This is a genomic window from Sphingobacterium sp. UME9 (assembly GCF_014170215.1).
In the GTDB taxonomy this organism is placed as follows: Bacteria; Bacteroidota; Bacteroidia; order Sphingobacteriales; family Sphingobacteriaceae; genus Sphingobacterium; species Sphingobacterium paramultivorum.
Genome location: NZ_LZZP01000005.1, coordinates 511,220 through 526,211, shown reverse-complemented (window position 1 = coordinate 526,211; position 14,992 = coordinate 511,220). Strand labels below are relative to the sequence as shown.

The following is a 14,992-nucleotide window of genomic DNA, read 5'->3' as shown; positions in this document are numbered from 1 at the left end:
AGTAAATAAATTTGGTTTTATATACAAAAAAGATAAATTGTCTTCAAAAGCTAATTAACAACAATTCGTATCCTATTTATGTTGAAGAGCGGCCTTTAGATTCCAATGCGCTCTGTTTATTCACTTAAACACGTTATCGATTTATTTGCTGGCCCCGTTTTTTGTCGCGAAAATGACATGCGGTTAAGAAATCTTGTCCCAAGCAATGCCATCGGATTTTCTGGCGAGGAAGCTTCGCAGTAAATGATTCTTTTCGCTTTGTAGTGTTGGGTCTTCTTTGAAAATAGCAATGACGGTGTTACGGCATTCGGTAAGCAATGCCTGATCTGTCGCTAGGTTCGCCATCTTGAGGTCAAGTACACCCGACTGTTGGGTGCCCGATATATCGCCTGGACCACGTAGCTGTAGGTCGACTTCTGCAATCTCGAACCCGTCATTGGTACGCACCATTGTATCCAGCCTTAATCGTCCTTCTTTGCTCAGCTTATTGCCCGACATCAGGATACAGAAAGACTGTTCGGCACCACGGCCTACGCGGCCACGCAATTGGTGCAACTGGGATAATCCAAAACGTTCGGAATTTTCAATGACCATGACCGATGCATTAGGAACATTAACTCCGACCTCTATAACGGTGGTGGCAACCATGATCTGCGTTTCATGTTTGACAAATCGTTGCATCTCAAAGTCTTTATCTTTTACGGGCATCTTGCCGTGAACAATACTGATCTTGTATTGTGGTAGCGGAAATTCGCGTTGCAAATTCTCAAGGCCTGCCTCTAAATAAATCAGATCCAGTTTTTCGCTTTCCTTGATGAGGGGATATACCAGGTAGACCTGCCTGCCTTTGGCGATCTCCTCGCGCATGAAGCCGAACATCCTTAAACGTGAACTTTCAAAAAAGTGAACAGTCTTGATCGGTTTACGCCCCGCAGGTAACTCGTCTATCACGGAGATGTCCAAGTCGCCGTACATGGTCATCGCCAATGTCCGTGGAATTGGTGTGGCTGTCATGACCAACATATGCGGTGGAATGACATTCTTCCGCCAGAGTTTGGCCCGTTGTTCTACGCCGAAGCGGTGCTGTTCGTCAATAACAACGAAGCCCAGGTTTTTGAACTGCACCTTATCCTCGATCAGGGCATGGGTGCCAATTAAAATATCTAAGCTGCCATCTTCCAGTGCCTGGTGGATCAACCGACGTTCCTTCGTGCTTGTGGAGCCTGTAAGTAGCTTGATATTGACGATGTCATCGCCTACGAGCTGCTTTAGTCCATGATAATGCTGTGTCGCCAGGATTTCTGTTGGAGCCATCATACAGGCCTGAAATCCATTGTCGACAGCGAGTAGCATGCTCATCAGGGCAACAACTGTTTTCCCGGAGCCAACATCACCCTGCACCAGACGGTTCATCTGCGCGCCTGTATTGGTATCGATACGGATTTCCTTCACAACGCGCTTCTGTGCGCCTGTCAACGGGAACGGAAGGCGCTCATTAAAGAATGTGTTGAATTTTTCACCGACTTTATTGAACCGCTGGCCTCTAAACTTCTGGGTATTGAGCTGTTTGTTGTTGAGCAACTTGAGCTGAATAAAGAATAGTTCTTCAAACTTGATGCGTTTGATCGCTTGGTTCAGCTCCTTTTGATCGCTTGGAAAGTGTATGGATGCGAAAGCCTGCTGCCGCGAAATGAGGCGATGTTTAGTGAGAACTTCCTGGGGAAGCGATTCGCCTATAGTGCGAAATACGGTTTCCAGTGCAGTCTGCTGTAGCCGCTGTATGCCTTTGGCATCAAGGTTGAATTTTTTGAGTTTCTCCGTTGAAGAGTATACAGGCTGTAAGCTCATATTGCCGACCTGTTTTACCTGCGGGTTGTACAGGTCCATTTCGGGATGAGTAATGGATAGTTGTCCATTGAATTCACTCGGCTTGCCATAAATAATATAGGCCGAACCTACTTTCAGTGATTTTTGGAGCCATGGGATAGACTGAAACCAGACAAGTTCCATGGAGCCGGTTTCGTCCTTGAATGAACCGACAAGGCGTTTTGTCTTTTTCTCACCCACGAGCTGTAAAGAAACCAGACGGCCCAGGACCTGTGCTGCCATCATGTCTGGGTGGAGTTTCCTAATTTTATGGAATTCCGTACGATCGATATAACGGAAAGGATATTGCGTCAGTAGATCACCAATGGTAAATACCTGCAACTCTTTCTTGAGCACATCTGCCTTTTGTGGACCTACACCTTTGAGGTATTCTATGGGGGTAATTAAACTTAATTCAGCCATTCTTCTAGAATGGCTAAATTACGAAAAATTTAATTTTTACGATTTATATACTTCTACAAATGGTTTTCCATCCCTGCATTGAACTGGTCTAGCCATATTTGGACAGTCCCCTTGACAGGTTGTTTTCTCCAAACGCAGCTTGTTTTCCATGAGACGGTTATAGAGCTCTATTTTTTCTATCATCTCGGTTGATCGGATGGTTTTGTGTACCGCAATTCCTTCCATACAACAGCCTGTGCGTAAAAAATGGCTGGTCCAATCATTTGGATTCGAGCAGGTCACGTCTTTATAGAACTCTTTCAGCTCCTTGAGTCTTTTGGCTAGTTCTGTGTTGATTTCCTCAAGCGATAGATCGTAGGCAAAACGGAGTGCGGCCTTACCACTATAACAGACTTTCCCAACAGGTGGATTGGGGATTGGCATTGATAGCCGTTGTGCATCATAGAACGTTTTTCCTTCACGTTCAGCGGCTTTATTTCGCTCATCTTGGAGATGAGCCAATTCGAGATTCAATTTTTCGAATTGGTTTTTCAGTGAAGAATGCACTAGGTAATATGTATAATATGGACGCTGTACAATTTCAAATTCTTCAATATTTGTGCAGGGAACAGATTCAAGCAGCTTGTTGAGTTCCTGCGCTTTTGCATTGACTTGCTCATTCCAATATTCGTACGATTTAGAACTATCTTTCGAACAGGCAAAGAAGAGTATAAGTCCAATAATCGGGACTATAAAGATTATTTTTTTCATGTTTGGTTAATTAGGGTTTTTGCTATTTTTATGTGTAGAATCTGTCTATTCGTATTTAATTGTTGCCTGCCCTTCTTTGCAGATAATACCTGTTGGTTTTTGATAAGGTGTGCAATTTATTCTGGGCGCCATCATCGGCTGGTATATTTCCATCAGTTTGTTGTTGTCATTGATCATATTCTGCAATTTTGTTTTGTCTACAGATTTGTGGTAGGGGAGGTAACTTATTCCGCACACTGTCCGTATTTCCAACATTTCCCATTCCGTAGCGTCAGTACATGATTTTGGGCTAGCAAAAGCAACGATTTTGCGGTACTTCTCATTGGAAAGCGACTCAAGTTCCTTTTCTGTTTTGTCCTTGTAGGGATTTTCCAAATGTGATTCTGATTTACAGACAACAAATAGCAGGCTGCAGGCTAAGAGGGTGGTCATACCCAAAATGGAAAGATTTTTCATAATATTCTTTTTGGTTTTTTAACTAAACGGGTAATTTTTGATCTCTGCTACAGGAGGTCTCTATTAAGTTTTTGTTAAGGGAACTTGGAGTATGTCGCAGTAGCCGTGAGAAGAGAAGAGAAGAGAAGAGAAGAGAAGAGAAGAGAAGAGAAGAGAAGAGAAGAGAAGAGAAGAGAAGAGAAGAGAAGAGAATGCATAAAAAGAGGGCTGTCCAATCATTTTGGACAGCCCCGTTTGAGAATTTATTCCGGATGATTTCTCGATTAGAAATTACCCTTATTTACATCCCACCAAAGTCTGGTACCGCCGTTGTCAGGTCCGCCCAACAAGGAGATTGCGGATTGTACTTCGGCTGCATTTGTATTGTATTCATTTTGTGGGAACGGTAAACGACGGATCTGTATTTTAGTATCGATCAGTCCACCACTGTTGTTGACAACAACTGGGAATAGACGTGGATATCCTGTACGACGGAATTCACTCCAAGCCTCTTGTCCTTCAGGGAAGATCGCCAACCATTTCTGTGTGATAATACGTTCCAATTTTTCTTCGTTGGTAGCTCCCTCATTCCATTTGATGGTCAGTGCGCTTGGTGAAGCTGCGTTATTCTTCGCATTAAAAGGATCCTCGTAAGCTGCTGCCTTACTTGTATTATCATTTAGGTAAGTGCTTAAACCTGATGTTACACCCCATTGCGTAAAGGAAGTTTCCACTCCTTTTTCATAAAGTGATTGTGCTGTTCCGCCAGCATTGTTCCAACCTCTCAATGCTGCTTCGGCACGTAGGAAGTAAACCTCAGCAGCAGTCATTAATAATGGTGCTGTTGTCGCTACGAAAGTAGGCGTTGTACCTTCGGTATTCAAAGCCGATAGCTTTTGGTATTTATCCTTTTCGATACCCTCTGCTCCTGTGCGGATTCCAATGTATTTACCAGCGAAAGCCGTTGTGGTTGCATCTTTAATGACGGGTGCCATGTATTTGGAGATACGCGGGTCATTTAATCCTGTCATATAAGACGAAAGCGTCGCATTGATACGTGTGTCAGCCCAGTTTTTGGAAATAAACCAAAGTGGATTGCTGTAGGTTCCATCTGCCGGTACAGTGATCTTGAAGTTTTCGCTATTGCTTTCCAAGACACCGCCATTTGCTGGATCCAATGCTTTTTCAGCCTGTGTTTTCGCTAATGTCGCATCGATTTTAACCAAACGCATCGCTAAACGAAGGCGCAATGAATTGGCAATTTTCAACCAATTTTTAAATCTGACCTGATTATCTGTATTCGGAAATACAAGGTCGATCTGGTCAATTTTAGCAGCCATTGGACTATCTGCTTTGTATGATTTCAATGCTGTTACAGCCTCATCAAGCTCTTTGAAGAAAGCAGCATATACATCCGATTGTTTGTCGTATGGAACGGTATTGGAAGTACCTACTTTACTATATGGAATAGGACCATAGATATCTGTCACCCGACTGGCCGCTTCTACTTTTATCACTAATGCGGAGCCCCATAGTGCTGGATATGTTTCTGCAAGTCCATTGCTTTTTAGCTTCTCAATGGATTTGATAACGTTGAGATATAAGACCTGGAACGGTTCGCCATTCCATCCATTAACCATCGCATAATTCAGGTTGTTTTGTCCGCTATTGAAAGGCGTAGGTGACATGAAAAAGCCTGAAAAAACGTCTGCATTCAGGTTTTGTTGTACCTGATAGGAGTTAGGGTCTCCAGCACCGGAAAAATTATAGATAGACATTTGTGCATTTCTGAGAAAAAGCACAAGATCCTGTCCATCACCTTTTAAATCTTCGTCGGTAAGCCCAATATTGTTTTTATTGTATTCTTCGAAATTCTTTGTACAGCTGGTCAATGTTCCTCCGAGAAGTAACAGGGCAAGCGAGAATTTAGATATATGTTTGATATTAAATTTCATTGTTGATCGTTTAGAAAGTTGCATTTAATGTAAGACCGTAATTACGCGTAGCAGGCATCATAAAGATATCCACACCGCTCAACGAATTGCCTGTTGACATCGTTACTTCCGGGTCAAAAGGCGCTTTTTTCGAAATGTAGAATAGGTTTCTTCCTACAGCATTTACACGCAGTTTTTTGAAAAAGCTATCTTTGATATTGAAGTCATAGCCAAAGGTCAACTCACGAAGTCTCACGACTGTTCCGTCATAGATATATTGGCTGCTGACAGGACCTATACCTCCAGTTGATGTATACCATTTCTCAGCATCGACGACAGAAACAGGAGTTCCATTTGGTGTAACGCCGTTTACAGCAACACCACCATTTGCTCGGGCTGCTCCAGTTGCCTCAGATACGCCATAACCATCCATTACCGACTGTGTAATTGACATGACATCATAATTAAACTTGCCGTCAATCAAGAAACTTAAGTTGAAATTTTTATAATTGAAACTATTGTTCCAGCCCATTTGCCAAATCGGATTCGAGTTTCCTAGCTTCGTATAGGCATTGGTTTTTTGAGGAATACCATCTTCAGAAATAATAATCCTTCCTTCACCATCGCGAACAAAATCTTGCCCGTAAATATCACCAAAAGAACCACCTACTTCAAGTTTGGAAGCAAAGTTGTTTTGATTTTCACCAGTTAGATTAAATTCAGGAACAGCATCAGCTAGTTTCTTTATTTTGTTTTTATTGTAGGTGAAGTTGACGCTTGTTGTCCATTTGAAATTGTCATTTCTAATAGCATCCAATGATACCAATGCTTCAACACCTTGGTTTTGGATATCGCCCGCATTAATCGCATATTGCTTGTTTAACGAAGCTTGGCTAGCAGCAACTTTGAAGAATTGATTCGTCGTGTTTGTTTTGTAATACGTAACATCCACATTCAAACGGTTGTTCCACATACGCCATTCTGTACCGATCTCAAAAGATTTGGTTTTTTCAGGCTTTAATGTTTTTAAGAAAGCAATGTCATTGACTGTCAATACTGCATATGGATTCACCGTGTTTGTTAATAAACTGGTATATGGAGGCAAGTCGTTGCCCACTACCGCATATGAACCACGAACTTTGGCCATATTGACAAATTCAGGCAAGTTTAACTTGTCGTTCAATACGACACCCAATCCCGCAGAAGGGTAAAAGAAAGATTTTGTTCCTGTGAAAGCTAAAGTACTAGACCAGTCGTTTCTCGCCGTCAGATCTAAATAGATCCAGTTGTCATAAGCTAAGTTGGCTGATGCAAATACCGATTGTAATTGTCTCCGATTAGCCGACAATGTCGAAGTCACAGGAGTTGTTGTGTTCTGAATAAAGAACTGATTGGGGATTTTTAATCCATCAATACCTGTGTTAAAATCTACACCTTCGGTTTTCCAGTCTGTGATACTTGTTCCGACCAATCCAGTAATCTGAAATTTATCACTGACATTAAAGTTCATGTTGGCAACCACATCACCATATTGTTGTGTAATGGTCGTATTTGTGTAATTATAGTTACCATTTGTTTTTCCTAAAGGATTCGGTGTGCTCGCATAGACTTTGCGGTCCCAAACCTCTGAAGTACGATCGACACTTCCTCTGGCTTGAATGCTGATCCATGGGGCAACCTTATATTTTGCGCTACCATTTAAAAGCAAACGGTTTCGGGTTGATTGAGTAGGGTTTCTATTGACGATCCACCATGGATTTTGTTGTGTTGTAGGGCTATCGCTCAGGCTGAACCAGTTTTGTTCATTCAGATTGCGACTTGTATTAAAGGTTTCGTAATTTTTGTAGTCTGCGATATTTAAGCTTCGTGGTAATAGATAAGTTCCAACCAATGGATTGTAATAAAAGCCCGAACTAGGCGCATTATCCAATTTTTGGGTAATGTAATTGGCACTACCTTCAACAGTCAACTTATTATCAAAAAATGAAGCACTCTCCTTAAGGTTGAAATTGTGACGCATCAGGTCATTTTCTGGAAGAATACCTTTTGCAAGCGTATTTGCATAAGAGAAGTACGTTTGATTTTTTTCGTTACCTCCAGACAATGTCAATGAATTGGTGAAGTTGCTACCTGTGCGGAAAAATTCACCTACATTATCATAGTTGGCGCCATTGGTTTTGTCGCCCCAGCTAAATACACTGGTGTTACTGTTTTTACCACCCGAACCTTGACCATATTGGTTTTGGAATTTAGGTGTTGATACAGCTTGTTCGATCTGTGCACTTGATGAGAAGTTGATCGTTGTGCGACCTTGTTTACCTGATTTTGTTGTTACCAAGATAACGCCGTTGGCTGCTTGGCTACCATATAATGCCGCCGCAGATGCTCCTTTTAATACCGAAATGTTTTCGATATCTTCTGGGTTGATCAATGAAATAGGGTCGCCACCATCACGTTGTCCACCGAAAACGTTGTCTGGCTGACTTGCCAATGTCTGGTTATTGATTGGAACCCCATCGACAACATAAAGTACCTGGTTGTTGCCGGAAGCCGATTTGTTACCACGCAAAATAACTTTTGCTGAACCACCTGGTCCAGAAGAGCTGGAAGCAATGTTAACACCGGCGACTTTACCATTTAAATTATTCGCCAAGTTGGTGCTTTTAACTTTGTTTAATTCGTCACCACTGACCTGTTGCGTAGAGTATGTTAATGATTTTTGTGCACGGCTAATACCCAAAGCAGTAACGACTACACTTTCCAGTTGTTGGGTTTGTTCTTCCAAACTCACCGTTACTGTCGTTTCTCCAGGGCCCAATGTAACCGTTTTATTTTCGTAACCGACCGTACTGATGTTTAGTATGCGGTTTTTGTCGTCGACATTGATCTGAAATGCACCTTTAACATCCGTAGAACTTGCGTTGGAAGTGCCCAATACTTTGATTGTGGCACCTGGAATAGGAGCTTTGGTTTTAGCGTCTACAACCGTTCCCTTTACCTGGTTGGTTTGCGCGTGCAATAAAGATGCTGAAAAAAGCATTGTTGGAACAATACCTAACACCCTTAATGTAGAGTATAATTTGTTATTCATATAGTATATGTGTTATATTCAGTTTTTTATATACATATTTTCATAACGGTGAAATTTTTAATGAAATGGGCTAATTCCATTTAGCATTTTGGTTAGAAGAGAAGATATTGAATAATCGGGGGGCAAAATAAGTGATTATTTGTAATAGTGTTTATGCTATTCAATACCTAGTTATAGGAAGAAAGAGCGCTGTGATTTCCCTTAATAAAGATCTAATTTACTATAGTTGAGCAAAAATCAAAAATTTTATGAAACAAAAATGATACATATAAGGTGTTTTTTACTTTTAAAGCCTTGATAATTATTTTGTTATATGTTTTGTCATTTTTTTAAGTCGAGATTGCGCGACTGTCTTTCATCATCCGAAAGATGTAATCTGTTTAATTTCAGACAGTGTACTTGATTTAGGAGCTATTTGAAAATAACAAATGATCTATTGTTTTGCAGGCGTCTTCGATGTGGAAACAGTCTCCTTGATGTTTTTGATATTAAAAAGGATAATTGCAACAAATATAATTCCGTAAGCGATATATTTTATTGGAGAAACGGGTTCTCGGAAATAGGTTGCAGCCAAAGTAAATGCGATCAGCGGATTGATATAAAGCAGAACGCCAGTCGTTGTTGATGAAATGCCTATGAGTGCATACATGCTCAGGAAAAGGGGGATAATCGTGAATAGCGATGCGATAAGAACTATGGTGCCCCAAAATAGGGGCTCTGCCGGAATTGCATGATGATTGTAGATCAGTTTGGGGATCACAAACAATGCACATATACTGAGCTGGATCACCAATTGATTGAGTTTATCGAAACTCGTGGATATCCGTTGTACGATCAGATAAAAAGCGTAGCAGGTGGCAATAGTAATAGCCCAGAGAACATCATGTAACGAACCTTTTGCAAGGAGACAAACGCTGCCAAAAGCAATAAAAAGTGCTGTTTTTTGCCAGCTCGTTAGCTTCTCCTTGAGTATGAGATAGGCTCCCGCTGCAGTGATCAAGGGGCAGGTCAGGTAGGCCAATGCCGCAGACTGAATGCTGATGTGGTTGACCGCATAGATATAGGTAAACCAGTTTCCAAAGATTAAGGCCGACGCGAGTAGGGTAAGGCAGGTCTGGCGGAGCTTGCCCACACGAGGTAGAAGTTGGAACTTCCGAATATCAGCTTGCATGGTTTTTCTTCGAAACAGCAACAGGTATATCCAGAGGATCAGGAGCGCAGTTATTATTCTAAAATACAGAATATCCTCGGCCGGATAGCCGCGTATCCAGCGTACAGGGATAGACATAAATCCCCAGATAAAAGGGGCCAAAAAAGCCGCGAAAAGATATTTTCCGCGGCTTGCTGTTTCGTTGCTATTTCCCACGGATTAATCTTTCCAGGCAATGACTGAAATCTCGACATTGACGTTCTTGGGAAGAGTTTTGACCGCAACACACTCGCGTGCTGGTTGGGCGTCTTTAAAATATTCCGCATATACTTCATTGACTAATGCAAAATTGCCCATATCACTTAAGAAAATCGAAGCTTTGACAACATCTTCAAAAGTATATCCGGCATGTGTCAGGATAGCTTCTACATTTTTCAACACCTGGTGCGCTTCGTCTTTCACGCCCGATGAAATTAACTCCATTGTTTCGGGAACCAGTGGGATTTGTCCAGAGACATATAATGTATTGCCGGCTTTAATTGCCTGGTTATATGGTCCTATTGCAGCAGGAGCTTTGTCTGTATTTAAGATTTCTTTTTTTGACATGGATGACAGTGTTTAGGAGGTGAAAAATATTTTGTAAATCAGGCCCAATAAAAAGATAATTATGGCCGTTGCATTAATAATATGCATGGCTTTTATATTTCCATTCGTCGGGCGATCTGCGTTACGCTTTCTAAAAAAGTACATGGAACTAAGTTACAACAGTAAATTAGAAAGTGAAAATGAAAAGATCAAAAACTTTGAAAGAACTCCCGGTAGACGATAAAACAAAATCTTGTACAAGTGGCCGGATTTTTTTGAATTTTGGTAACTTGGTAATGAAATAGAATTTATATGAATAAGATAGCATTAATTGGTGGCAGAATATACACTGGTGAGTCGATTTTGGAACAAAAAGCATTGCTGATCCGCGAAGGTAAAATTGTAGCGATTGTCAATGATCAGGAGGTGCCTGCAGATTATACCAGTTATCCAGTTAACGGGTCTACTGTTTGTGCTGGGCTGATTGACCTTCAATTGTATGGTGACGGATCAGACTTGTATTCCGCCGAGCGTAGTGTAGCCTCTTTGGAACGCATCGCCGAGGGCTTGGTCGGTAAAGGTACGACTTCTTTTATGATGACCCTGGCGACCAATACCATCCCTGTATTTAAGGATGCCATTCGCGTGGCAGAAGGCTTCCGGCATGATGCATTTTTAGGGCTACATTTGGAAGGTCCTTTCTTAAATCCTAAAAAACGGGGTGCGCATCCTGCGGAATTAATTATCGAGCCTACGAAGGAAAAGATTGACGATCTTTTGGCCGGAAATCAGGTTGTCAAGATGATGACGATAGCGCCTGAATGTATAACGGACGATGTCTTAAAGTATTTGCAGGGCTATAATTTGCTGCTCAGTGCTGGACATAGTGATGCAACTTTTGAGGAAGGTACGCACGGCTATGATTTGGGGATTCCAACAAGCACCCACCTGTTTAATGCAATGTCGCCTTTACATCATCGCGAAGTTGGGTTGGTCGGTGCAATTTTTAATCATCCGACTGCACAGGCAAGTATTATTGTCGACGGACATCATGTAAGCTTTGAAGCGGTAAAAATTGCGAAACGTCAGATGGGTGAGCGGCTGTTTATGATTACTGATGCTGTTGCCAGTTGCGATAAAGATATTTATCAGCATGTGTTGAACGATGGATATTATGCTTTACCTGATGGTACCATTTCAGGGGCTGCAATCTCCTTGCTCGAAGGGGTGAAAAATGCCGTGCAAAAGGTGGGCATACCACTCGATGAAGCGATCCGAATGGCAACGCTGTATCCCGCAAATCTTTTAAATAGAGGAGATATCGGAAATCTCAATCATGGAAGTATGGCGAATGTTATTGTCTTTAATGATGACTTTAAGCTGGAGCAGGTGATCTTCAAAGGAGAGTTAAAGCGCTGATCCATTTCGGAGAAGATTGGCCGACTGGCCGAGATTGACTAATATTATACGTATCTTCGTTAGTTATTTTTGAAAAAACACTATTCTATAGATTGATGAAACGTTCCCTATTATTTTTAGCGGCAGCACTTTTTGTTTTATCTTCTTGTTCATCCAAGAAAAATAAGAAACAGGAGCCTGCCAATACCACAACTACAAATGTCGAAATTGTAAAAAAAGACCCGCCTTCGGTACCCAAGCGCGAACGGGTAAAAAATACAATTGAAACAAAAGAACAGCCAGTTGCAGAAAAGAAGAAGGAAATCGTTGTCGATCTTCCTGTGTTACCGCGCGAGTTTCGCGCAGCTTGGGTGGCCTCTGTTGCAAATATCAATTGGCCGAGCAAAAATAACCTGAGTACAGCTGAACAGCAACAGGAAGCGATCGGCATATTGGATTTTCTGAAAAATAATAATTTTAATGCTGTTGTTTTTCAAGTACGCCCATCAGCCGATGCATTTTATAAAAGTGATCTTGAGCCTTGGTCGTACTTTTTGACCGGTACAGAGGGGCAAGCACCTTCTCCTTATTACGATCCGCTTGATTTTTGGGTTGAGCAGGCTCATAAAAGAGGGATTGAACTTCATGTTTGGTTGAACCCCTATCGTGCCCACCATACCGCTGGCGGTGCCGTTACTTCAGCTTCCATGGCGCGCAAAATGCCCGAGTCGGTTGTCAAATTGAAACAGGGCTATTATTGGTTTGATCCATCCAAAAAATCTACACAGGACCACGCAGCGCGCGTGGTTATGGATATTGTCAAGCGTTATGATATCGATGGTGTGCATTTCGACGATTATTTCTATCCTTACGCGGAATATAATGGTGGTCAGGATTTTCCGGATTCGGATAGTTACAATGAATACAAACGTAATGGTGGGGATCTATCGCGCGGAGACTTCCGTAGAAATAGTGTAAATACCTTTATCGAACGTATTTATAAGGATATTAAGAAAGAGAAGAATTTTGTGAAATTCGGTATCAGTCCCTTTGGTATCTGGAAACCCGGTTATCCGTCAGGAATTCAGGGGTCTAGCCAGTATGATATGCTTTATGCAGATGCTAAATTATGGTTGAACAAAGGCTGGATAGACTATTTTGCTCCGCAGTTGTATTGGCCCATACAGCCAGCCAAACAGAGTTATACGGCTTTGTTAAAATGGTGGGAAAGTGAAAATACATTGGGACGCCACCTTTGGCCGGGCATCAATACGGTTGGCAGGCGTGGTCCGGAGTATGTTCAGGAAATTGTTAATCAAGTGGAGGCAGCACGGACACTATTGCCTGATAACCGGGAAGGTGTAATCCACTGGAGTTTGGCGGGACTGACCAAAAACCCGGCCATGACACAAGCTTTGGTGAATGGTCCTTATCAGGTGAAAGCATTGGTGCCAACAAGTCCTTGGTTGAATGCAAATCCTTTGTTGAAACCGACTTTGCTATTGACTCCTCAAGGGGGCAATATTTTTGCGAAATGGCAGCACCAGCAAATTGATCAGGTTTCAAAATGGGTATTATATCTCAACTACGGTGGGGTATGGCAATATGAGATTTTGGATCCGGGGGTTACAAGTAAGGACATTCCAACGACATTGAACAACAAAAAACTGCAGTATGTTGCGGTAAAAGCTGTTGACCGCCTGAGCAACGAAGGGCCGTATGTCGCTGAGAAGATAAAATAACGAGCTGTTGTGTCATCAACACTTAAAAAAGGGATATCTGAATTTTAGATATCCCTTTTTTGTTTTGAATTGTAATCTATGCAAGGTAAATTTATAGGTATGGAAGAAATCTATAAAACAGTAAGCGACTCTGTGATTCGGATGTCACAGCTGATGTTGCCCTCGAATGCTAATTTTGGCGGTAAAATACACGGCGGTTATATTTTATCATTGATGGATCAGATCGCATTTGCTGTGGCGTCCAAATTTTCTGCACATTATTGTGTGACAGCGTCAGTTGGCAAAGTTGATTTTTTGAAGCCTATTGAGGTAGGGGAATTGGTGACATTGATCGCTTCTGTGAATTATGTGGGTAACTCTTCTATGGAAGTCGGTATTCGGGTCGAAGCCATGAATATTCAGACGGGTGAAACCAAGCATTGTAATTCCTCTTATTTTACGATGGTGGCAAAAGATGAAACAGGCAAGCCTGCCCGGGTGCCAAGGTTAATATTGGAGACCGAAAAAGATGTATTTCGTTTCTACCGTTGTGTGGTGAAGATGGAGGTCGACAAAGAAAGAGATCGTGCTATCCAAGATCTGGAAACGGATTCTGCCGAACAACAGGTTTATATTAAACAGCATTTTGATGTGAAGATCAGTCTGAATTCCTAGATCTTCCTCCCTTTCTTACCATTTAAATGTCCCTAGATATTTACTGTCTGTGCATTCATCGCTTCCGTCTGTTTTGTAGAAAAATACATAGACATGATAGTTGCCGACGGTTTGCTGTCGGGTTAGGGTGGCTGTCTGTGTTTTATGCGTCAGGGGATTCATGCTTTCATTTGTGAATGCGCACTCATCGGGATTGTATAGCAGCAAACGGCAATTACTTGAGCTAATGTCGTATTGCAATGTAGTATTTGCGTCATATTCCCAGGTGATTGTAAATGTTCCTGTCTCTTCATCTACCTGAAATGTATAGGTGGAAATGGGATTGGGAACCCCTTTACTCACGCGAAAGTTTTCATAATTGATGGCATAGCCAGTTGCGGTTTTTTCTGTCGCATGATTGAGATTATAGGACATGGCGTTACTATAGGCCTTTTTATCGGGGTTATAATTTTTAAATCCTACCCGTAATAAACTTAGCATTGGGGAGATAAATTTCTGGATAAGGGAAAAACGCGACCTTGATTGGATTTGATCTGCAGAAGGTTTTTTTTTGGTTTTCTTTGGTAGCCCCCTTGCATAGGTTGTATTTCCGTTGGTGACAAACACCACTGATCCTGCTTTGCCCGAAAGCGTGCCATTGGCACCGTTTTTAATGACTGCCATAATATTAAGTTAATTGCTATTGATTTTTCTTTAAGTTACAAAATAAATAGATATCGGTCAATATTAAGTTCGGCCTTTTTTCGAAATTATAACGAAGCTTAAACGGAATTTAGTCGGACTTTATTCGGTTCCAACCGAAGAAGTACCGAAGGAGTACCGAACAAGTACCGAAGAAGCACCGAGCGATCTCCGAATACAATAGCTATTAATTAGTTTAAAATGGCGGTGTAAATCGAATAATTCATTGCATAAGCACGCTGTTATCTGTTGGATGATGCATGCTATTGGTGATTTTGTTGTG

Annotated in this window: 12 protein-coding genes; 3 read left to right on the top strand and 9 right to left on the bottom strand. The window is 41.7% G+C overall.

Going from position 1 to position 14,992, the window contains the following annotated elements; genetic code table 11:
- Nucleotides 1–183: 183 nt before the first annotated feature.
- The 8 genes from recG to A9970_RS28900 form a co-directional block, all read right to left on the bottom strand.
- Complete coding sequence (recG, locus tag A9970_RS10700) at nt 184–2,289, bottom strand: ATP-dependent DNA helicase RecG (protein ID WP_182982256.1); 2,106 nt, start codon at nt 2,287–2,289, stop codon at nt 184–186.
- Between the two features lie 36 nt (nt 2,290–2,325).
- A complete protein-coding gene (locus A9970_RS10695; protein WP_182982255.1) occupies nt 2,326–3,039 on the bottom strand; it encodes a hypothetical protein in 714 nt (237 codons plus the stop codon).
- A gap of 45 nt (nt 3,040–3,084) precedes the next feature.
- Nucleotides 3,085–3,495 carry a hypothetical protein gene (locus A9970_RS10690; protein WP_182982254.1) on the bottom strand — a complete coding sequence of 137 codons (411 nt, stop codon included), beginning with the start codon at nt 3,493–3,495 and terminating at the stop codon, nt 3,085–3,087.
- A 263-nt stretch (nt 3,496–3,758) separates the two neighbouring features.
- The gene (locus A9970_RS10685) at nt 3,759–5,429 is read right to left on the bottom strand and encodes a RagB/SusD family nutrient uptake outer membrane protein (RefSeq protein ID WP_182982253.1); all 1,671 of its coding nucleotides are present in this window, start codon (nt 5,427–5,429) and stop codon (nt 3,759–3,761) included.
- 10 nt (nt 5,430–5,439) lie between these two features.
- Nucleotides 5,440–8,499 carry a SusC/RagA family TonB-linked outer membrane protein gene (locus A9970_RS10680; RefSeq protein WP_182982252.1) on the bottom strand — a complete coding sequence of 1,020 codons (3,060 nt, stop codon included), beginning with the start codon at nt 8,497–8,499 and terminating at the stop codon, nt 5,440–5,442.
- A gap of 433 nt (nt 8,500–8,932) precedes the next feature.
- Nucleotides 8,933–9,865: an EamA family transporter gene (locus tag A9970_RS10675; RefSeq protein WP_310889282.1), complete on the bottom strand. Its 933-nt coding sequence runs from the start codon at nt 9,863–9,865 to the stop codon at nt 8,933–8,935.
- A 3-nt stretch (nt 9,866–9,868) separates the two neighbouring features.
- On the bottom strand, nt 9,869–10,255 hold the full coding sequence (locus A9970_RS10670; protein WP_182982251.1) for a RidA family protein: 387 nt from the start codon (nt 10,253–10,255) through the stop codon (nt 9,869–9,871).
- A 12-nt stretch (nt 10,256–10,267) separates the two neighbouring features.
- The gene (locus A9970_RS28900) at nt 10,268–10,399 is read right to left on the bottom strand and encodes a DUF6728 family protein (RefSeq protein ID WP_310889281.1); all 132 of its coding nucleotides are present in this window, start codon (nt 10,397–10,399) and stop codon (nt 10,268–10,270) included.
- 147 nt (nt 10,400–10,546) lie between these two features.
- On the opposite strand from A9970_RS28900, the gene nagA reads away from it, so the two are divergent.
- From nagA to A9970_RS10655, 3 genes are all read left to right on the top strand, one after another.
- A complete protein-coding gene (nagA, locus tag A9970_RS10665) occupies nt 10,547–11,653 on the top strand; it encodes an N-acetylglucosamine-6-phosphate deacetylase (RefSeq protein WP_182982250.1) in 1,107 nt (368 codons plus the stop codon).
- 95 nt (nt 11,654–11,748) lie between these two features.
- Entirely contained in the window at nt 11,749–13,374 is a 1,626-nt protein-coding gene (locus A9970_RS10660) for a glycoside hydrolase family 10 protein (RefSeq protein WP_182982249.1), read from the top strand.
- A gap of 99 nt (nt 13,375–13,473) precedes the next feature.
- The gene (locus tag A9970_RS10655) at nt 13,474–14,028 is read left to right on the top strand and encodes an acyl-CoA thioesterase (RefSeq protein WP_182982248.1); all 555 of its coding nucleotides are present in this window, start codon (nt 13,474–13,476) and stop codon (nt 14,026–14,028) included.
- Nucleotides 14,029–14,043: 15 nt separating this feature from the next.
- Here the strand turns inward: A9970_RS10655 and A9970_RS10650 are convergent, their stop codons facing one another.
- A complete protein-coding gene (locus A9970_RS10650; RefSeq protein WP_182982247.1) occupies nt 14,044–14,691 on the bottom strand; it encodes a DUF6266 family protein in 648 nt (215 codons plus the stop codon).
- Between the last annotated feature and the right edge of the window lie 301 nt (nt 14,692–14,992).